Source organism: Pseudomonas sp. MWU12-2029, assembly GCF_023242425.1.
GTDB lineage: Bacteria > Pseudomonadota > Gammaproteobacteria > Pseudomonadales > Pseudomonadaceae > Aquipseudomonas > Aquipseudomonas kribbensis.
In genome coordinates, this window is sequence record NZ_JALJDY010000003.1 from 59,731 (window position 1) to 78,040 (window position 18,310).

15 protein-coding genes are annotated in these 18,310 nt (G+C 59.7%); 11 read left to right on the top strand and 4 right to left on the bottom strand.

All coding sequences use genetic code 11. The annotated features are described in order from the left end of the window. The first annotated feature begins 228 nt into the window (after positions 1-228). From M5B44_RS08020 to M5B44_RS08050, 7 genes are all read left to right on the top strand, one after another. On the top strand, positions 229-711 hold the full coding sequence (locus M5B44_RS08020; RefSeq protein WP_134826047.1) for a sigma-70 family RNA polymerase sigma factor: 483 nt from the start codon (positions 229-231) through the stop codon (positions 709-711). A 133-nt stretch (positions 712-844) separates the two neighbouring features. Next, positions 845-2,182: a lysine N(6)-hydroxylase/L-ornithine N(5)-oxygenase family protein gene (locus M5B44_RS08025; RefSeq protein WP_114882083.1), complete on the top strand. Its 1,338-nt coding sequence runs from the start codon at positions 845-847 to the stop codon at positions 2,180-2,182. A gap of 493 nt (positions 2,183-2,675) precedes the next feature. Then, positions 2,676-5,375, top strand: a complete 2,700-nt coding sequence (mgtA, locus tag M5B44_RS08030; protein ID WP_248738775.1) for a magnesium-translocating P-type ATPase — start codon at positions 2,676-2,678, stop codon at positions 5,373-5,375. Between the two features lie 55 nt (positions 5,376-5,430). Then, complete coding sequence (locus tag M5B44_RS08035) at positions 5,431-6,147, top strand: MgtC/SapB family protein (protein WP_085711975.1); 717 nt, start codon at positions 5,431-5,433, stop codon at positions 6,145-6,147. A 145-nt stretch (positions 6,148-6,292) separates the two neighbouring features. Then, positions 6,293-6,712 (top strand): chemotaxis protein CheY, encoded by a 420-nt coding sequence (locus tag M5B44_RS08040; RefSeq protein WP_248738776.1) that lies wholly within the window; start codon positions 6,293-6,295, stop codon positions 6,710-6,712. Positions 6,713-6,867: 155 nt separating this feature from the next. Next, positions 6,868-7,494, top strand: coding sequence for a response regulator transcription factor (locus tag M5B44_RS08045; RefSeq protein WP_248738777.1), 627 nt, complete (start codon positions 6,868-6,870; stop codon positions 7,492-7,494). An 11-nt stretch (positions 7,495-7,505) separates the two neighbouring features. Continuing rightward, positions 7,506-10,727 (top strand): ATP-binding protein, encoded by a 3,222-nt coding sequence (locus M5B44_RS08050; RefSeq protein WP_412546964.1) that lies wholly within the window; start codon positions 7,506-7,508, stop codon positions 10,725-10,727. Between the two features lie 4 nt (positions 10,728-10,731). Here M5B44_RS08050 and dkgB read toward each other — a convergent pair whose 3' ends face one another. Next, positions 10,732-11,535, bottom strand: a complete 804-nt coding sequence (gene dkgB, locus M5B44_RS08055) for a 2,5-didehydrogluconate reductase DkgB (RefSeq protein WP_248738779.1) — start codon at positions 11,533-11,535, stop codon at positions 10,732-10,734. A 220-nt stretch (positions 11,536-11,755) separates the two neighbouring features. Here dkgB and M5B44_RS08060 point away from each other — a divergent pair, with 220 nt between their 5' ends. Together M5B44_RS08060 and M5B44_RS08065 are read left to right on the top strand one after the other, a co-directional pair. After that, positions 11,756-12,622 carry a pirin family protein gene (locus tag M5B44_RS08060; RefSeq protein ID WP_248738780.1) on the top strand — a complete coding sequence of 289 codons (867 nt, stop codon included), beginning with the start codon at positions 11,756-11,758 and terminating at the stop codon, positions 12,620-12,622. A gap of 146 nt (positions 12,623-12,768) precedes the next feature. Continuing rightward, positions 12,769-14,211, top strand: a complete 1,443-nt coding sequence (locus M5B44_RS08065; protein WP_248738781.1) for a mechanosensitive ion channel family protein — start codon at positions 12,769-12,771, stop codon at positions 14,209-14,211. 6 nt (positions 14,212-14,217) lie between these two features. On the opposite strand, the gene M5B44_RS08070 is transcribed toward M5B44_RS08065, so the two are convergent. Further along, entirely contained in the window at positions 14,218-14,805 is a 588-nt protein-coding gene (locus tag M5B44_RS08070) for a GNAT family N-acetyltransferase (protein WP_248738782.1), read from the bottom strand. 183 nt (positions 14,806-14,988) lie between these two features. Here M5B44_RS08070 and M5B44_RS08075 point away from each other — a divergent pair, with 183 nt between their 5' ends. Continuing rightward, entirely contained in the window at positions 14,989-15,816 is an 828-nt protein-coding gene (locus tag M5B44_RS08075; RefSeq protein WP_248738783.1) for an arylamine N-acetyltransferase family protein, read from the top strand. A 3-nt stretch (positions 15,817-15,819) separates the two neighbouring features. Here M5B44_RS08075 and M5B44_RS08080 read toward each other — a convergent pair whose 3' ends face one another. Beyond that, positions 15,820-16,149 carry a BrnA antitoxin family protein gene (locus M5B44_RS08080; protein ID WP_248738784.1) on the bottom strand — a complete coding sequence of 110 codons (330 nt, stop codon included), beginning with the start codon at positions 16,147-16,149 and terminating at the stop codon, positions 15,820-15,822. 3 nt (positions 16,150-16,152) lie between these two features. Beyond that, positions 16,153-16,437, bottom strand: coding sequence for a BrnT family toxin (locus M5B44_RS08085; protein WP_248738785.1), 285 nt, complete (start codon positions 16,435-16,437; stop codon positions 16,153-16,155). A 254-nt stretch (positions 16,438-16,691) separates the two neighbouring features. Here M5B44_RS08085 and M5B44_RS08090 point away from each other — a divergent pair, with 254 nt between their 5' ends. Beyond that, the gene (locus M5B44_RS08090; protein ID WP_085711984.1) at positions 16,692-18,212 is read left to right on the top strand and encodes a nucleobase:cation symporter-2 family protein; all 1,521 of its coding nucleotides are present in this window, start codon (positions 16,692-16,694) and stop codon (positions 18,210-18,212) included. Positions 18,213-18,310 lie beyond the last annotated feature (98 nt).

Sequence of the window (18,310 nt, forward strand, 5' to 3'; positions counted from 1 at the left end):
AGCTGTCCTGTAAACGATGCATGTGCAAGGGAATTTAAGTGTTCACACACGAAGTTACAGGTTGCGGGAACGGGCTATTTGTCAGCGAAGGAGAATCACCACTTTAAATCTATATGAGAATTACTATAAATTACGCGCCTCACGTTGCCACCATCGTGCTACCGCTTCGCGGGGCCCGAAAAAACGGTGTGCTCAAGGACAGGACCCGCACTCGAGCGGCCGGGAGTCATGTTGGAAAACTACTATCGCGAGCTGGTGTGTTTCCTGAACGCCAAGCTCGGCAACCGACAGGTGGCCGAAGATGTGGTGCATGACGCCTATGTGCGGGTACTGGAGCGTTCCAGCGATACGCCGATCGAACAACCCCGGGCTTTCCTCTATCGCACCGCGTTGAATCTGGTGATCGATGATCATCGGCGCAATGCCCTGCGTCAGGTCGAATCGCTGGAAGTGCTCGACAGCGAAGAGCGCTATTTCACCCCGTCCCCCCACAGCACCCTCGACCATGGTCAGCGCCTGGACATGTTGCAACGCGCATTGGCCGAGCTTGCGCCGCTGTGCCGCGACAGTTTTCTGCTGCGCAAGATCGAAGGCATGTCCCATCCCGAGATCGCCGAACGCCTTGGCATTTCCAAGGCCCTGGTGGAAAAGCACATCGTCAACGCCATGAAGCATTGCCGCCAGCGAATCAAGCAATGGGATGCTCACTGAAGCCCCTGCGTTAAATTTTATTTCACTGTCCTCGTTCCTACTCAACAGACGACCTGTTGTCCTGTCCCGGGCCGGCCGGTCACCCAAGCTCTTCCTCCGCGCTGTTCGGGGGTTCATCCAGAGGACACTGGAAATGACACAGGCAATTGCATCGCCCATCGTTCACGATCTGATCGGCGTCGGTTTCGGCCCTTCGAACCTGGCGCTGGCCATCGCTCTGCAGGAGCGTGCTCCGACCCTCGGCGAGCTGGATGTGCTGTTTCTCGACAAGCAACCGACCTACAGCTGGCACGGCAATACGCTGTCGACCCAGAGCGAATTGCAGATTTCCTTCCTCAAGGATCTGGTGACCCTGCGCAACCCGACCAGCCCGTACTCGTTCGTCAATTACCTCAAGCACCACGGTCGTCTGGTGGACTTCATCAACCTCGGCACCTTCTACCCGTGCCGCATGGAGTACAACGACTATCTGCGCTGGGTCGCCGCGCAGTTCACCGAACAGAGTCGTTATGGCGAAGAGGTGCTGACCATCGAGCCGGTGCTGCACAACCATCAGGTCGAAGCGTTGCGAGTGATTTCCCGTGGCACCGACGGCCAGCAATTCGTGCGCACCGCACGTTCCGTTGTGGTCAGCGCTGGTGGCACCCCGCGCATTCCCGAATCGTTCAAGGCGCTCAAGGGCGATGCCCGGGTATTCCATCACTCGCAATACCTGGCAGAGATGGCCAAACAACCGTGCGTCAACAACCAGCCAATGAGCATCGCGATCATCGGCGGCGGTCAGAGCGCGGCGGAAGCCTTCATCGACCTGAACGATTCGTTCCCCTCGGTGCAGGTCGACATGATCCTGCGCGGTTCGGCGCTGAAGCCGGCGGATGACAGCCCGTTCGTCAACGAGGTGTTCTCGCCGGAATTCACCGACCTGATCTTCCAGCAGCAGAGCAGCGAGCGTGAGCGTCTGGTCAACGAGTACCACAACACCAACTACTCGGTGGTGGACATCGACCTGATCGAGCGCATCTACGGCATCTTCTATCGCCAGAAAGTCTCCGGCGTTGCGCGCCATGCGTTCCGCACCCTGACCACTGTCGAGAAAGCCACCGCTACCGAGCGCGGCATCGAACTGGCGGTGCGCAACAACGCCACGGGCGAAGTCACCGTGCGTGTCTACGACGCCGTGGTACTGGCCACCGGTTACGAACGTCAGATGCACCGCAAGCTGCTGGCGCCGCTGGAAGAGTACCTGGGCGACTTCGAGGTCGATCGCAACTACAAATTGATCACCGACGAGCGCTGCAAGGCCGGTCTGTACATGCAGGGCTTCTGCCAGGCCAGCCACGGTCTGAGCGATACGCTGCTGTCGATCCTGCCGATCCGTGCGGACGAAATTGCCGGCTCGCTGTATGAGCACGGCAAGAACCGTGGGCATAGCCGTTCGGTGATGGATTTGTTGCTGGCGACTGCCAGCTGATGACTTCCTGATGACTCCCGCGCCGAGCGCGGGAGTCGTTTCGAGGCCAATCCTGAACCCTTCCTGAATGACCTCCACATCCCCCAATCTCATTCCTTTTACGGGTTTACTCTCCAGGCATCGGGGCGTAAGCTTCGCGCGTTTTCATCAATAGCGGAGACCCACAGTGGGTACTTGTTCGAGTGACAGTTGTCGGCCGGTCCTTGTAACCGGCAGATTCTCGGCAAGATAACGCGCATTCCTTTGTGCCGTTGTCTCGCCGAACAGCGAGCAGCGGCATCCCGATCATGGTCAGCTGAGACCATGTCTCGACGTCCTTCTCATCGACGCTGAAAAGAGCGTGGTTTCGACTTCATTGTCGCAATCGCAGCCCTATCGACACGCCTGTCTTTTTTGACTGGCGCGCCAACCCTTGCCGTGCCGAATTTTTCGGTGCAAGAGGGCTGGACGTACCTGCTTGACGGTTTCCCGGCTGACCATAGGGGCAACAGCCATGAAACTTACGCTCAAGGAATTTTTCGCAGGCTTTCTGCGGACCCGTCACATCGCCCGGCACTTCCGTCGTCTGGCCGTGCTGGAAAGTCTTCGCGACACCACGGTCAGCCGTGAAGTGCCGCCCACCCTGGCCAATACGTTGGTGGACGCCGCCCATTGCGACAGCGGCGTGCTGCTGTCGAACCTCGGCACCCACACCGACGGACTCACCGATTTCGAAGTCGATGTGCTGCGTGCACAGCATGGCCTCAACGAAGTCGAGCATGAGCAACCGCTGCCGTGGTGGACCCACCTGTGGCACTGCTACAAAAACCCGTTCAACCTGCTGCTGACCCTGTTGGCGGTGATCTCGTGGCTGACCGATGACCTGAAAGCCGCCACCGTGATTTTCTCGATGGTGGTGCTCTCGACCCTGCTGCGCTTCTGGCAGGAAAGCAAATCCAACCAGGCGGCGGACGCGCTCAAGGCGATGGTCAGCAACACCGCGACCGTGCTGCGCCGGGATGCGCCGCGCACTGAACTGCCGATCAAGCAACTGGTGCCGGGCGATCTGATCGTGCTCTCGGCCGGCGACATGATTCCCGCCGATTGCCGGGTGCTCAGCGCCAAGGATCTGTTCGTCAGCCAGGCGGCGATGACCGGCGAATCGATGCCGGTAGAGAAATTCCCCCGCCAGGCGGATCGCGATACGCGCAACCCGCTGGAGCTGGAAAACATCCTGTTCATGGGCACCAACGTGGTGTCCGGGACAGCGGTGGCGGTGATTCTCACCACCGGCAACAGCACCTATTTCGGTGCGCTGGCGCTGCGGGTCGGGGCAACCGATCGGGCGGTGACTTCGTTCCAGCAAGGGGTGAACAAAGTCAGCTGGCTGTTGATCCGTTTCATGTTCGTCATGGCGCCGCTGGTGTTGTTCATCAACGGTTTCACCAAGGGTGACTGGACCGAAGCGCTGCTGTTCGCATTGTCGATCGCCGTGGGCCTGACCCCGGAAATGCTGCCGATGATCGTCACCTCGACTCTGGCCAAGGGCGCGGTGTTCCTGTCGCGCAAGAAAGTCATCGTCAAACGCCTGGACGCGATCCAGAACTTCGGCGCCATGGACGTGCTGTGCACCGACAAGACCGGCACGTTGACCCAGGACAAAATCTTCCTGGCGCGCAATGTCGACGTCTGGGGTGAGGACTCTGATGACGTGCTGGAAATGGCCTATCTGAACAGCTACTACCAGACCGGCCTGAAAAACCTGCTCGACGTGGCGGTACTGGAACACGTGGAGGTCCACCGTGAACTGAAGGTCGGCACGGCGTATCGCAAGGTCGACGAGATCCCGTTCGATTTCAATCGCCGGCGCATGTCGGTGGTGGTCGAAGGACACGGCCAACCGCATCAGTTGATCTGCAAAGGCGCGGTGGAAGAAGTGTTGTCGGTGTGCACCCGGGTTCGTCACGGTGAAGTCGACGAAGCCTTGAGCGATGAATTGCTGGCGAGAATTCGTCAGGTAACAGCAGCATTCAACGCTGAAGGCTTGCGCGTGGTAGCGGTGGCGGCACGGTCGATGCCTGAAGGTCGCGACACTTACAGCCTGGGCGACGAGCAGGAACTGACACTGATCGGTTATGTGGCATTCCTCGACCCACCGAAGGAAAGCACCGCACCGGCACTCAAGGCGCTGGCCGAGCATGGCGTTGCGGTAAAAGTACTGACCGGCGATAACGAGTTGGTGACCGCCAAGATCTGCCGCGAAGTGGGCCTGGCTCAGCAAGGCCTGCTGATGGGCAACGACATCGAACGCATGAGCGACGCGGAACTGGCGGTGGCGGTGGAGACCACCAACGTGTTCGCCAAGCTGACGCCGACCCACAAGGAACGCATCGTGCGCATCCTCAAGGGTAACGGCCACGTGGTCGGGTTCATGGGCGACGGCATCAATGACGCGCCAGCGCTGCGCACCGCAGATATCGGTATTTCCGTGGACAGCGCGGTGGACATCGCCAAGGAAGCGGCCGACATCATCCTGCTGGAAAAGAGCCTGATGGTATTGGAAGAGGGCGTGCTGGAAGGGCGCCGGACCTTCGCCAACATGCTCAAGTACATCAAGATGACCGCCAGCTCGAACTTCGGCAACGTGTTCTCGGTACTGGTGGCCAGTGCGTTCATTCCGTTCCTGCCGATGCTGCCGATGCACCTGCTGGTGCAGAACCTGCTGTATGACATTTCGCAGATTGCGATCCCGTTCGACAACGTCGACGACGAAATGCTGAAGCAGCCGCAACGCTGGCAGCCAGGGGATGTGGGGCGCTTCATGCTGTTCTTCGGCCCGATCAGTTCGATCTTCGACATCACAACGTTCGCCTTGATGTGGTACGTGTTTGATGCCAACACCCCGGATCACCAGACCCTGTTCCAGTCCGGCTGGTTCGTGGTGGGGCTGCTGACCCAGACGCTGATCGTGCACATGATCCGCACGCCGAAGATTCCGTTCCTGCAGAGCCGCGCGGCCATGCCGCTGCTGGTGATGACCGGAATCATCATGGCCGTGGGCATCTTCCTGCCGATGGGGCCGCTGGCGCACTACTTCAAATTGCAGGCGCTGCCGTCGATGTACTTCGTGTTCCTGCCGGTGATCCTGCTGGCGTACATGGCACTGACCCAGGCCGTGAAAGGCTTCTACATCCGCCGCTTCGGCTGGCAGTAACAGGAATGATTCCCCCCCTTGTGGGAGCAAGGGGGGCGGTTTCAAGGAGTTCAACATGCAAGCCATCAACAACATCAACCTCGATTCGCTGCTCGACACCCTGGTCAGCCTCAGCGCGGCGTTTATTCTCGGCGGCCTGATCGGTTTCGAGCGCCAGTACCGGCAACGTACTGCAGGTCTGCGCACCAACGTGCTGGTAGCTGTCGGTGCGGCGATTTTCGTCGACATGGCCAACCGGCTCGGCGGGGCGGAAGGCGCGGTTCGGGTGGTCGCCTACGTGGTGTCCGGGATCGGTTTTCTCGGCGCCGGTGTGATCATGCGCGAAGAGGGCAATGTGCGCGGTCTCAACACCGCCGCCACACTCTGGACCTCGGCGGCGGTCGGCGCCTGTGCCGGTGCCGACCTGCTGGCCGAAGCCGTGCTCGGCACCTTGTTCGTTCTCGCCGCGAATACCTTGCTGCGGCCGATCGTCAACAACATCAACCGCCAGCCGCTGGATGTGGTTTCGGCGGAAGTCACCAACATCGTCTATGTGATTGCCCGGCGCTCGCAGCAGACCGCCGTGTTCGCCTTGCTTGAAGCCGAGCTCGAACGCAGCAACTACCCGGCCAGTGACGTCGATGTGCACGCCTTCGGTGCCGACGAAATCGAGATCGAAGCCACGCTCGCAACGACATCGGTGGACGGCGATGAACTGGACGCACTGGTGAAGCGGATTTCAACGTCGAACCTGGTGGTACAGGCGTTCTGGAGTCCGAGTACCACGGAGTAACCAGGCGAACGCCCATCTTCCGGCATTGGCATGGGTGGCCGTCAATCCGGATGAGTGACGGTTATTTTCGGAATAGTCCTACAGAGTATGCCTCGATGCTTGGGTAGTCTTGCCGCCACTTGAAGCGACTGGTGGGACTTCCACGATGGCCGACAAAACCTTGCGCATTTTGATCGCCGACACCCGGCATTTTCACCGAATGAAGATCGAGCGGATGTTCAATGCCCTCGATTACTACCGCATCGCACCGGTGCAGAACTTCACCGAACTGCTGTCACTGATCGATTACGGCTGCGAGCCGTTCGATGTGCTGGTGACCGACTCTCAACTGGCAGGTGGAATACCGGATCTGCACGGATTTCTGTTCGATCTGGCGCAGGTCCGGCATGCACTGGTCTATGGCGAAGCGCTGAACTCATCGGCTGTTCCCGGATACTTTCGGCCGAAGATCACCACCTGTAACGAAGCGCTGCCCTCAATGAGCGCCATCACACAGTTGATGGCGTCGGCCGAGGCTTCCCGTGAGCGTTCATCGCGTATGTGCCCGGCAAAATCCCTCGCGTGATGGAGCGCCAGATCACAGATCGGCCGATGGCGCAACTGTCAGGTCTGACAGGTGTTTCGACTTGCGTCCCGTGTAACAGTCGTAGCGCAGCTACCAGTAGTCCCGTTCATGCAGGATCGGTGGCGTCATCGACATGTATTCGCCCGGGAGTGGTCATGGATTCAGCATTGGTCGTCGATGATCACCCGGTGGTAGCCGAGGCCGTCAGAATAGTTCTGGAGTCGTTGGGCTATAAACCGATTCATGTCGCTTCGAGTGGCGTCGACGTGGTGCCGATGATCCGTGCCCACGCGCCGACATTGATCGTGCTCGATTTGAAGCTCAAGGGAATGGGCGGTCTTGAAGTGCTGGACCGGATCAACGCCCTCGGGCTGGTCTGCAAAGTCGTGATTTTTTCATCGGCCGATCCGAACAGCTACCTGGTGCGTTGCCGACGTGCAGGTGCAATGGCTTTTGTGGCCAAGTCTGCCGAGTTGCAGCAGTTGCAGAGTGCGATCAAGGCAGTCCGTTCGGGTTACAGCTATTTTCAGGAATTGCCTGAGGTCAACGCAGGGCACTCCGGTGTGCACAGTGACGAGCGGCAGCAAATCGAAGGATTGTCCAATCGCGAGTTACACATTCTCGTGCAATTGGCGCATGGCAAGCCCAACAAGGACATCGCTCGGGAGATGAACCTGAGCCACAAAACCATCAGTACCTACAAGACTCGCCTGATGCTCAAGCTCGGGGTCAGCTCACAGGTGGTGTTGCGTGAGTTCGCCAGACGCAACCATCTGCTTTGAGAGCCTGCCCGATGATGAGGCCGCTGCGATGCATTCTTCTGATGATCTTCCTTTTGGCAAACGCTGTGCAGGCATCCGGGGCTGTGCAAAAACTGGAAATCATCTCCCGCACCCGGCTGGAGGGCGTGCAGGTACGCCTCGACGAGCAGGATCGCCAGTGGCTCCGGGCACACCCGGTATTGCGCATCGGCGCTTCCGGGCCGGACTATCCTCCTTTTGAATTGACCCGCAACCGGCATGAACTGGAAGGCCTCACGGCCGAATACGCCGACGCGATCGCACAGGTGCTGAATGTCCGGATCGAGGTCTGGTGCTACCCCGACCGCGAAAGCGCCATGGCCGCTCTCAAGGCCGGGGAACTGGATTTGCTGGGCACCTCGAACAACTATGAGATTGCCGATCCCGAGCTGATGCTGTCTCGCGCCTATGCCGAAGATCAGCCGATGTGGGTGACCCGGCTCGACGAACCGTTGCCCGATGATCTGGCAGGCAAGCGCATCGCCATGGTGGATGACTACCTGCCGGCCTCGACCATCGAGAAGGCTTACCCGCAAGCCACTTTGCAGCGTTATCGCTCGATTCTCGATGCCCTCGGCGCAGTGGCATTCGGGCGGGATGACCTGTACCTCGGCGATTTCATCAGTGCCAGCTATCTGATCAACATCAACTTCCACAACGATCTGCAACTGGCCGGCCCTTCGGGCCTCGACGCCAACCCGTTCGCCTTTGCCCTGACTCGCAGCAACACACGCTTGAAACGACTGGTCGACAAGGCCTTGCTGGCCATTCCCATGGAGCAGCGCCTGGCCATGGAGCTGCGCTGGAGTGCCGGGCGCGCGGACATGTCGGGACAGGCGCGGGTAAGTCTCAGCAGCAGTGAACAGGCGTGGCTCGACCGGCATCCGAGCGTACGTGTCGGTGCGATCGAGGATTTCGCCCCGTTGACGTTCTTTGATGCCGAGGGAAAAGTGCAGGGGCTCACGGCGCAGTTGTTGAGCCTGATCAGTCAGCGCAGCGGCCTGAAGTTCGAGATCGTACGGGGGCAGTCACTGGACCGACAGATCGAACAATTGAAGGCCGGGGAACTTGATCTGCTGCCCGTGGTGACACCCAGCAGCGAGCGTGAACTCGAAATGCGTTTCTCCCGGGCCTATCTGAACAATCCGTTCGTGCTGGTCAGCGGAGTATCGGCGTCGGGCGTGAGAACCCTGGACGACATGGCCGGCAAACGGTTGGCGATCTATCGCGGTCACCCGTTGCGCGATTACCTGCTGGAGCGAGTACCGCAGCTCAGATTGGTCGAAGTACCAAGCCCGGCAGCCGGGATGGAAGCGATTGTCAGCGGGCAGGCCGATGCCACGCTGAGTTCGTTGATGGTGGCGCGCTATCTGATTTCCCGTCAGTACCGGGGGCGTACCCGGATAGTCGGTACGGTGGGGGACCAGCCCGCCCGGATTGCGTTGGCCACTGCACCGGATGCGGTGGTCTTGCATTCGATTCTGAACAAGGCGCTGCTGAGCATTGCCCCGAAGGAACTCGACGATCTGGTCGAGCGCTGGGGCCGTGACGCTGTTGCCGATGACAGTTACTGGCAGCGCCATCGACGGGAGATCCTGCTTGGATTCACCGTTGCGTCCGGGCTGTTGCTGCTGGCGCTGGGCTGGATTGCCTTTCAGCGCTGGCAGATTCGCCAGCGCCAACAATGGCTGCTTCAACTGCAGGAAGCCAAGGACGCGGCGGATGACGCCAACCGGGCCAAGAGCACCTTTCTGGCAGTCATGAGTCACGAAATCCGTACGCCCATGAATGCCTTGCTGGGCATGCTCGAACTGGCGCTCAAGCATGCCGATGAAGGCGTGACCGACCGCGCGGCCATTCAGGTGGCATCCACGGCGGGGCAGCAACTGCTGGCACTGATCGGCGATATTCTCGATATCGCACGCATCGAATCCGGTCATCTGTCGCTGGCTCCCGAACGCACCCATCTACGTGAGTCGGTGTTGTCGGTGTGTCGGATTTTCGAAGGAGTGGCGCGCCAGAAGCAGTTGTCGTGGCATGTCGAGCTGGATGAACGCAGCAATGTCGAGGTGATGCTCGACGCCCTGCGTTTCAAGCAGGTGTTGTCGAATCTGCTGAGCAATGCGATCAAGTTTACCGACGAAGGCGATGTGAGCCTGCGACTGCAAGTGTTCGCCGTATCGGACGGGCTGCTGGAAATCGGTGTTGTCATCGACGACAGCGGACGGGGCATCAGCGCCGAAGATCAGCAACGCCTGTTCAGCCCCTTTGTGCAGGTCGGCAGCCAGCCGATGTCGGCCCGCAGCGGTTCTGGTCTGGGGCTGGTGATCAGCCGCAGCCTGTGTCGGATGATGGGCGGCGACTTATGGATGACCAGCGAACCCGGACGAGGCACACAAGTCATGCTGCGCCTGGAGCTGCCCGTGCTGGAGTCATCCGGCCATGAGAACGTTGCGACTCCAACGGTGATGGCAGCGAGGTCGCTGGATGTACTGGTGGTGGACGACCATCCGGTGAATCGTCTGCTGCTGTGTCGGCAGTTGAGCGAGCTCGGGCACCACTTTGTCGATATCGGGAGTAGTGAACAGGCGCTGGATCTGTGGCGCGGTCAATCTTTCGATGCACTGATCACTGACATCAACCTGCCCGGGCTCAACGGTTATGACCTGGCGCGAACGATTCGCGAAGAAGAGACGGCAGCAGGCAGGACGCCTTGTCTGATTCTGGGGTATACCGCCAATGCACAGCTGGAGGAAAAACAGCGATGCCTGGCAGCCGGAATGGATGATTGCCTGTTCAAACCGGTTTTGCTGCGGGAACTGAACCTGGCGCTGATGACCGCAGAGCCCGACGAAATGCAGGTAGCAGGAGCGGAGGAACAGGTATTGCCCGGTTTCGACCTGAGTTCGCTGTTGCAATTGGCGGGAGCGGATAACCCGCTCATGGGGCAGTTGCGCGAGGAGGTGCTGACCAGTCTGCGTACCGACCTGGAGCGTCTGGAGGAATCAGGGCGGGAAGGTGATCGTGCAGGTCTGAAGGATCTGGCACATCACATCACAGGCGGGGCGCATGTGATTGGTGCCGAGCGCGTGGTTTCGGCTTGCCGGGTACTCGAACAGGCCTGCGGGGACGGTGAGCCCGAGGCCGCATTGAACGTTGCTATCGAGTTGCTGCGCGTGGCCATGCACGACCTCGCGCAGCAACTTCAGGCGTGAGCGGTCAGTCCCACTGCGGCGCGATGCCTTGGGGGCTGGTCAGGCGATGGCCGCGCTCCAGAGTCGCAATCAGCGCCATGTCCGCGTCGCTCAGCGTCAGCGCGGTGGCGCCGAGGTTGCTTTGCAGGTTGGCGCGCTTGGTCGACGATGGAATCACCGCGTAACCCGATTGCATCGCCCACGCCAGAGTGACCTGAGCCGGGGTGGCTTGCAGGCGCTGGGCGATGTCGACAATCAATGGATCCTTCAGCACTTCGCCATAGGCCAGGGTCATGTACGAGGTGATCTGGATGCCCTGGCTCTGGGCAAATTCCACGACCTTGCGGTTTTGCAGGTACGGGTGCAGCTCGATCTGGTTGGTGGCGATGTTGTCTGCACCCACCGCTGCGATGGCTTGTTTCATCAAGTCGATGGTGAAGTTGGACACACCGATCTGCCGGGTCAGGCCCAGGCGTTTGGCTTCCAGCAGGGCACCCATGAATTCTTTCACTGGCACCTGATCTTCCGGCGACGGCCAGTGGATCAGCGTCAGGTCGAGGTAGTCGGTCTGCAGTTTCTGCAGGCTTTTCTTGAGGCTCTCGATCAGACGGTCTTTGGCGAAATTGGCGATCCAGATCTTGCTGGTGATGAACAATTCGTCGCGAGGGATGCCGCTGGCGGCGATGGCCTGGCCGACCTCGGCTTCGTTCTCGTAGATTTGCGCGGTGTCGATGACCCGGTAGCCCAGCTCAAGGGCGGTGCTCACCGAATCGATGACCACCTGACCTTGCAGGCGAAACGTACCAAGACCGAAAGCGGGAACAGACATCTAGAACTCCAGGGTTGCAGTGAGAATGGACGGAAGTATCCGCTGCTGCTTCCTTGAGAAAAACCGCTGTCTGGGCAAAGTACTGTTGACTGAAAGTCACGAATCGTTGGATGGAGTATCGTTCCATCAGTGGAACGATGAGGCCGGTTTTGACTGACTAGTACTAAATACGTGGCGAATTTATGATCAGTCCATGATCAACCTCAATTCGGAGCCCGCCATGAAAAACCTCATCGGTATCTACACCAGCCCTCGCGGCCACTGGGTCGGCGATGGGTTTCCGGTTCGTACACTGTTTTCCTACGACAACCTGGGCAAGCACATCAGCCCGTTCCTGCTGCTTGACCATGCAGGTCCCGCGCAATTCACGCCGACCACTGAACGGCGTGGCGTGGGTCAGCACCCGCATCGTGGTTTCGAAACCGTGACCATCGTTTATGACGGCGCAGTAGAGCATCGCGATTCCACCGGCAGCGGCGGCAAGATCGGCCCGGGTGACGTGCAATGGATGACCGCTGCTTCCGGAATCCTGCACGAGGAGTTTCACTCCGCAGATTTCGCCAGAACGGGTGGCAACCTGGAAATGGTGCAGCTGTGGGTCAACCTGCCGGCCAAGGATAAAATGGCTGAACCGGGTTACCAGACCATTCTCGACAGCGATATCCCGAACGTCGCCCTCCGGGACGGTGCCGGCAACCTGCGTCTTATTGCGGGTGAGTTCGACGGTCACAAGGGGCCTTCCCGGACCTTCACGCCCATCGATGTCTGGGATCTGCGCCTCAATGCCGGCAAGTTGCTGACGCTGGAGCTGCACGAAGGCCGCAACACCGCGCTGGTGGTGCTGCGTGGCTCGGTCCGGATCAACGGCGAGGAGTCGGCAGGCGTAGGGCAACTGGCGTTATTCGAGCGTGAAGGTGACCGCCTGACGCTTGAGGCCAGCGAGGACGCGATGGTGTTGCTGCTCAGTGGTGAGCCGATCGATGAGCCGATCGTCGGTCACGGTCCGTTCGTGATGAATACCGAGCAGGAAATTCACCAGGCGTTCGTTGATTTCCAGTCTGGCCGGTTTGGACGGATGCCCGCGTAGATCGACATTGTGGGAGTCAGCGTGCTGGCTCCCACAGTTTTTTTTAGAGGGGCATTCAATCGCCCTTATCCCGCCAAATCAATTGCTCCTACACTAAGCCCAATCTGTGCGATCTTCTCGCGATTGACCTCTGTCGGAGTTGTTTGATGCTGTCACTGCTGACTGAACATCCGTTGTTCTGCGCGTTGATCCTGATCCTGCTCGACCTGGGCCTGTGGCGCCTGATCAGCTCCCACGGCAGCGAATGGAAGCTGCTGGTGCGGGTGCTGATTTTCAGCCTGTTCAGCGTGCTGCTGTTCAACGAAGGCCTCAATCCGATGGAGCCGGCGCCATGGGCCGACAACGTGCCGCTGCATCTGGCGGCGACCGGGTTGCAGATCGGATGGTGGCTGTTCGGTGCGCGCACGCTGACGGTGTTGATTGGGGCGGTGATGATGCAGCGGGTCGGCCACACCGGGCGACTGTTGCAGGACCTGCTCGGCGCGGTGATTTTCCTGATTGCTATCATTGCGGCGCTGGCCTATGTGCTGGACCTGCCGGTCAAGGGCGTGCTGGCCACGTCCGGAGCACTGGCGATCATCGTCGGTCTGGCGTTGCAGAGCACCCTGAGCGACGTGTTTTCCGGGATCGTCCTGAACACCACCAAGCCCTATCAACTCGATGACTGGATTTCCATCGACGGCACGGAAGGGCGGGTCACCGACATCGACTGGCGCGCCACGCGCCTGCAAACCTCACAGGGCAGCATGGCGGTGATTCCCAACTCGCTGGCGGCCAAGGCCAAGATCATCAACTTCAGTCGCCCGAGCAACATGTTCGGTGTTGCCGTCAGCGTACAGGTCAGCCCCCATGCGCGGCCGAACTCAGTGATCGACGCCCTGGAGCGGGCGATGCAGGGCTGTCGCCCCCTGCTGGACAACCCGGCGCCAAGCGTCGCGTTGAAGAGTTCGAGCAGTGCCGGCGCGGAGTACGAAATCAGCGGCTTCGTGGCGTCGATGAGCGAGAAGCGTGCGGTGCGCAATCAGTTGTTCGATCTGGCTTTCCGGCATCTGCAAGCCTCCGGGGTCAATCTGCTGTCGAGCGATGAACCCGCCGCTCCGGCCCACCTCTCACGGCCACGGGCGCTGCTCGACAGCTCGCCGATCTTTTCCACCCTGCGTCAGGAAGAAAAAGAGACCTTCAGCCAGAACATGGCCCTGCAAACCTTCCGTGCCGGCGAGATCATTCTGGCGGGCGGCGAGGTCAGTGATCACCTGTTCATCATCGAGTCCGGCGTGGTTTCGGTGACGTTGAACCGGCACGGCGTACCGTTCGAATCAGGGCGCATGGGGCCGGGGGAAGTGATCGGCGAGGCCGGGATCCTTTCCGACACCTCGTTGCCGGCCGACTTTTCTGCCAAGACATTCTGCGCCCTGTATCGCATCGAGAAGTCTTATCTCAAGCCTTGCCTGGATGCTCGCCATGACATCAACGATGCAATGAAGGCGCTGCTCGATTTCCGCCTGCTCAAGGCGCAGGCGCTGACTCAGGAAGTGCCGGTAGCCGTGCCGAAAAGAGGTTTCCTGCAGTGGCTGCGCCATCGCGCCTGAGCGGGATCAGCGGCGTTCGTATCCGGCGAGTTTCTGTTCGAGGTTCTGGCGCACCTGCGGCCATTCGTCATCGATGATGCTGAAGCGCACCGAGTTGCGCTTGCGGCCGTCGGGCATGATCCGCTCGTGTCGCACGATGCCTTCCTGCTGTGCGCCCAGACGCAGGATCGCATGGCGTGATTTCTGGTTGTTTTCGTCGGTGGTGAATTGCACGCGCACGCAATCGAGCACCTCGAAGGCGTGGCGCAGCATCAGGTACTTGGCTTCGGTGTTGACGAAGGTTTTCTGGAAGCGCGCCGAGATCCAGCTGCTGCCGATCTCCAGTTTGCGATTGAGCGGATCTATCTTCCAGAAACGGGTCGAGCCGATCACCTCGCCGGTTTCCTTCAACACGATCGCAAACGGCATGACTGTGCCTGCCTCACGCCCGTCTAGGGCCTTTTTCAGATAGCTGTCGACAGTGCTCGCCGACGGCACCACGGTGACGGTGAGATTCCACAGTTCGCCGTCCGCGGCGGCGTGGAGCAGGGCGTCGGCATCGGAATATTGCAGGGGGCGCAGGACGATGCCCTGGCCTTGCAGTGTGATGTGCATGGGGCGTGGCTCTCGGTGGTTCGGGCGAGGTCTTATTACGCCGCATCGGGCAGCGTCGTTGCAACCGCCGGTTCAGGCGCCAAGGCCGATTGGTGAAATCAATTGTCGATTCGATGCCCGGATCCCGTATACATGGCGACCATCAGCGGAACGATCCGCGTCTCCATGCCTAAGGACCGAGCAATGAGCGAGCCACGCCTGACGAATCTGAAACAGTATCTGCAACGGTTGGGGTTCGACACGCCCCCGGCACCGACCCTTGAGACCCTGCGTCTGTTGCAGTTGCGTCATACCGGTGCCTTTCCCTTCGAGAATCTTTCGACGCTCAGCGGCGAACCTGTACTGATCGATCTGCCGTCGATCCAGCGCAAGGTTCTGGAGGATGCCCGTGGCGGTTACTGCTACGAACTCAATAATCTGTTTCTGGCCTTGTTGCTGGAGCTGGGTTTCGATGCGCGAGGCATCAGCGGGCGTGTGGTCATGAATCAGCCTGAAGGCAGCTGGACGGCACGCACTCATCGTTTGAGCCTGGTGACCCTCGACGGCGTGCGCTATATCACCGATGTCGGCTTCGGCGGCATGGTGCCGACCGCGCCGCTGGTGCTCGATACCGAAGCCGAGCAATCCACGCCGCACGAGCCGTATCGCATCGAAGTACAAGCCGATGGCTACATGCTGCGGGCCAGAGTCGCCGGCGAATGGCGGCCGATGTACCTGTTCGACCTGCAACGCCAGGAAGACATCGATTACACCCTTGGCAACTGGTACGTCTCGACCCATCCGGACTCACCGTTCGCCCAGCGCCTGATGGTCGCGCGTACGGGCGACGGCTGGCGACGCACGTTGAACAATGGCAGTTTCGCGATCCACCGCATCGGCGCCGAGAGCGAGCGGCGTGAAGTGACGGATGTCGACGAACTGATTGAATTGCTGGAACGGGAGTTCGGTCTGCGCTTGCCGCACCAGCCCGGTGCACGTCTGGCGCTGGCGCGCTTGATCCAGCCGGCCTGAAGTCTAAGGTTTGGCATCCGGCTCCAGTACCCGCCGGATTTCGTTAACGGCCGCCGACAGTTTTTTCTCAAGGCTTTTGAGGTCGGTGGCGGTGATGCCTTTCTTGAATTGACCGATGGAATGCTCGAGTTCATCGGCATCGCCACGGCTGTTAAGCAGTGCGTGGCGCAGAGTGTTGTTGATCACCGTTTGGTAACCAAATCCTTCGTCTTCGGCGACCTTGCGTGCAGCCTCGATGACCGCGTCGTCGAGCATGATGGTGATGCGGGTCTTGCCCTTGTTGGAGGCGACGGCGCCCCGTTTTCCCTGGGTGAAGTCGTATTCATCCTTCATTGATCAAGTCTCCGGAAAGTATTGGCGTCGCTCGCTGGGTGTTGCGCTGCGCGCGGAAATGATTCGAACAATATTCGGCTCCCGATAGCTGTAAACAATGACCAGCAAACGTCCCTTGGCGTCGGTGCCGAGTGTGATCCAGCGTTGTTCGTCATGGTCGTTGTCTTCAATGGTCAACGCTCGTTCGTCGTGAAAGACCGGTTCGGCCTCGGCGAGGCTGATCCCTCTGTGCTTGAGTTTGTTGGCAGCATTCTTGCTTTTGTCGAACTGAATCTTGAATGACTTCATTATGCATACTTTATATGTATAAAAAAGAGTGCGACCGCACCGTCGGTCGCCATGAACACTTCAGCCTAGGTGGATAAAACGCGGGGCCAGTTAACGATGTGTTGCCGGATTTGTGGGGGATGGAAGCGGCGGGATAGAAGGTTGGGTGGCTACCTATCCATAATGTGACTGATAAGTTGTATACAACTCTATGGACATTTGTCACGAGTATTGAATACAGTGTGCGCATAACAAAAACCAGGGAACCCCCCACCATGAAAACGCCCCATGTTTCACACCAACGGCCCGAGGACGAAAACCTCGGGGTCGGCGCGAATATGGCTTACGGCCTGCAACATGTTCTGACCATGTATGGCGGTATCGTCGCGGTGCCACTGATCATCGGTCAGGCTGCCGGGTTGTCGCCGGCGGACATTGGTCTGTTGATTGCTGCTTCATTGTTTGCGGGGGGGCTGGCCACGTTGCTGCAAACCCTGGGTTTACCGTTTTTCGGATGTCAGTTGCCGCTGGTGCAGGGCGTGTCGTTCTCCGGCGTTGCCACGATGGTGGCGATTGTCAGCAGTGGCGGGGAGGGCGGCTTTCAGTCGGTGCTTGGGGCGGTGATTGCCGCGTCGTTGATTGGTTTGCTGATCACGCCGGTGTTCTCGCGAATCACCAAGTTCTTTCCACCGCTGGTTACCGGCATCGTGATCACCACCATCGGCCTGACGCTGATGCCGGTGGCCGCACGCTGGGCCATGGGTGGCAACAGTCATGCTCCGGACTTCGGCAGCATGCAGAACATCGGTCTGGCGGCGGTCACGCTGGTGCTGGTGCTGCTGCTGAGCAAGGTCGGCAGCTCGACCATCTCGCGTCTGTCGATCCTGTTGGCGATGGTGATCGGCACGGTACTGGCGGTGTTCCTTGGCATGGCGGATTTCTCCAGCGTTACCCAAGGGCCGATGTTCGGCTTCCCGACACCGTTCCATTTCGGCATGCCGACCTTCCACTTCGCTGCGATCCTGTCGATGTGCATCGTGGTCATGGTGACGCTGGTGGAAACCTCGGCGGACATCCTGGCGGTCGGTGAAATCATCGGCACCAAGGTCGACTCCAAACGTCTGGGTAACGGCCTGCGGGCGGACATGCTGTCGAGCATGTTTGCGCCGATCTTCGGTTCGTTCACCCAGAGCGCCTTCGCCCAGAACGTCGGGCTGGTGGCGGTGACCGGAATCAAGAGCCGTTATGTGGTGGCCACCGGCGGTATCTTTCTGGTGATCCTCGGCTTGCTGCCGTTCATGGGCCGGGTGATTGCGGCGGTGCCTACGTCGGTACTGGGCGGCGCGGGTATCGTGCTGTTCGGCACCGTGGCGGCGAGCGGCATCCGCACGCTGTCCAAGGTCGATTACCGCAACAACGTCAACCTGATCATCGTTGCGACCTCAATCGGTTTCGGCATGATCCCGATTGCCGCGCCGAACTTCTACGATCACTTCCCGAGCTGGTTCGCGACCATTTTCCATTCGGGCATCAGTTCGTCGGCGATCATGGCGATCCTGCTGAACCTGGCGTTCAACCACTTCACGGCGGGTAACTCGGATCAGCAGTCGGTGTTCGCGGCGGCAGAAGAGCGGACCCTGCGTTATCGGGATCTGGCGGCGCTGCGTGAAGGGGACTACTTCAGCGACGGCAAGCTGCATGACTGCGATGGCAATGAAGTGCCGGTGATCGATCCGGATTCGGATCACGGTCATGGCGCACCGAAAGTGCATGCCAAGAGCAGCGAGCACGTCTGACCGCTGTTTCTGAAACAGAAAAGGGCCGATCAGTTGTGAAACTGATCGGCCCTTTTTATGGTGCTGACTTTCTCAGCGCCCACAAAAAAGCCCCTGAA

Excerpts from the sequence above, each read along its gene's own strand:
- M5B44_RS08025 (WP_114882083.1), top strand. The coding sequence starts at position 845 with ATGACACAGGCAATTGCATCGCCCATCGTTCACGATCTGATCGGCGTC.
- M5B44_RS08040 (WP_248738776.1), top strand. The coding sequence starts at position 6,293 with ATGGCCGACAAAACCTTGCGCATTTTGATCGCCGACACCCGGCATTTT.
- M5B44_RS08090 (WP_085711984.1), top strand. The coding sequence starts at position 16,692 with ATGAAAACGCCCCATGTTTCACACCAACGGCCCGAGGACGAAAACCTC.
- M5B44_RS08060 (WP_248738780.1), top strand. The coding sequence starts at position 11,756 with ATGAAAAACCTCATCGGTATCTACACCAGCCCTCGCGGCCACTGGGTC.
- M5B44_RS08065 (WP_248738781.1), top strand. The coding sequence starts at position 12,769 with ATGCTGTCACTGCTGACTGAACATCCGTTGTTCTGCGCGTTGATCCTG.
- M5B44_RS08070 (WP_248738782.1), bottom strand. The coding sequence starts at position 14,805 with ATGCACATCACACTGCAAGGCCAGGGCATCGTCCTGCGCCCCCTGCAA.
- dkgB (WP_248738779.1), bottom strand. The coding sequence starts at position 11,535 with ATGTCTGTTCCCGCTTTCGGTCTTGGTACGTTTCGCCTGCAAGGTCAG.
- M5B44_RS08080 (WP_248738784.1), bottom strand. The coding sequence starts at position 16,149 with ATGAAGGATGAATACGACTTCACCCAGGGAAAACGGGGCGCCGTCGCC.
- M5B44_RS08020 (WP_134826047.1), top strand. The coding sequence starts at position 229 with ATGTTGGAAAACTACTATCGCGAGCTGGTGTGTTTCCTGAACGCCAAG.
- M5B44_RS08045 (WP_248738777.1), top strand. The coding sequence starts at position 6,868 with ATGGATTCAGCATTGGTCGTCGATGATCACCCGGTGGTAGCCGAGGCC.
- mgtA (WP_248738775.1), top strand. The coding sequence starts at position 2,676 with ATGAAACTTACGCTCAAGGAATTTTTCGCAGGCTTTCTGCGGACCCGT.
- M5B44_RS08085 (WP_248738785.1), bottom strand. The coding sequence starts at position 16,437 with ATGAAGTCATTCAAGATTCAGTTCGACAAAAGCAAGAATGCTGCCAAC.
- M5B44_RS08075 (WP_248738783.1), top strand. The coding sequence starts at position 14,989 with ATGAGCGAGCCACGCCTGACGAATCTGAAACAGTATCTGCAACGGTTG.
- M5B44_RS08050 (WP_412546964.1), top strand. The coding sequence starts at position 7,506 with ATGATGAGGCCGCTGCGATGCATTCTTCTGATGATCTTCCTTTTGGCA.
- M5B44_RS08035 (WP_085711975.1), top strand. The coding sequence starts at position 5,431 with ATGCAAGCCATCAACAACATCAACCTCGATTCGCTGCTCGACACCCTG.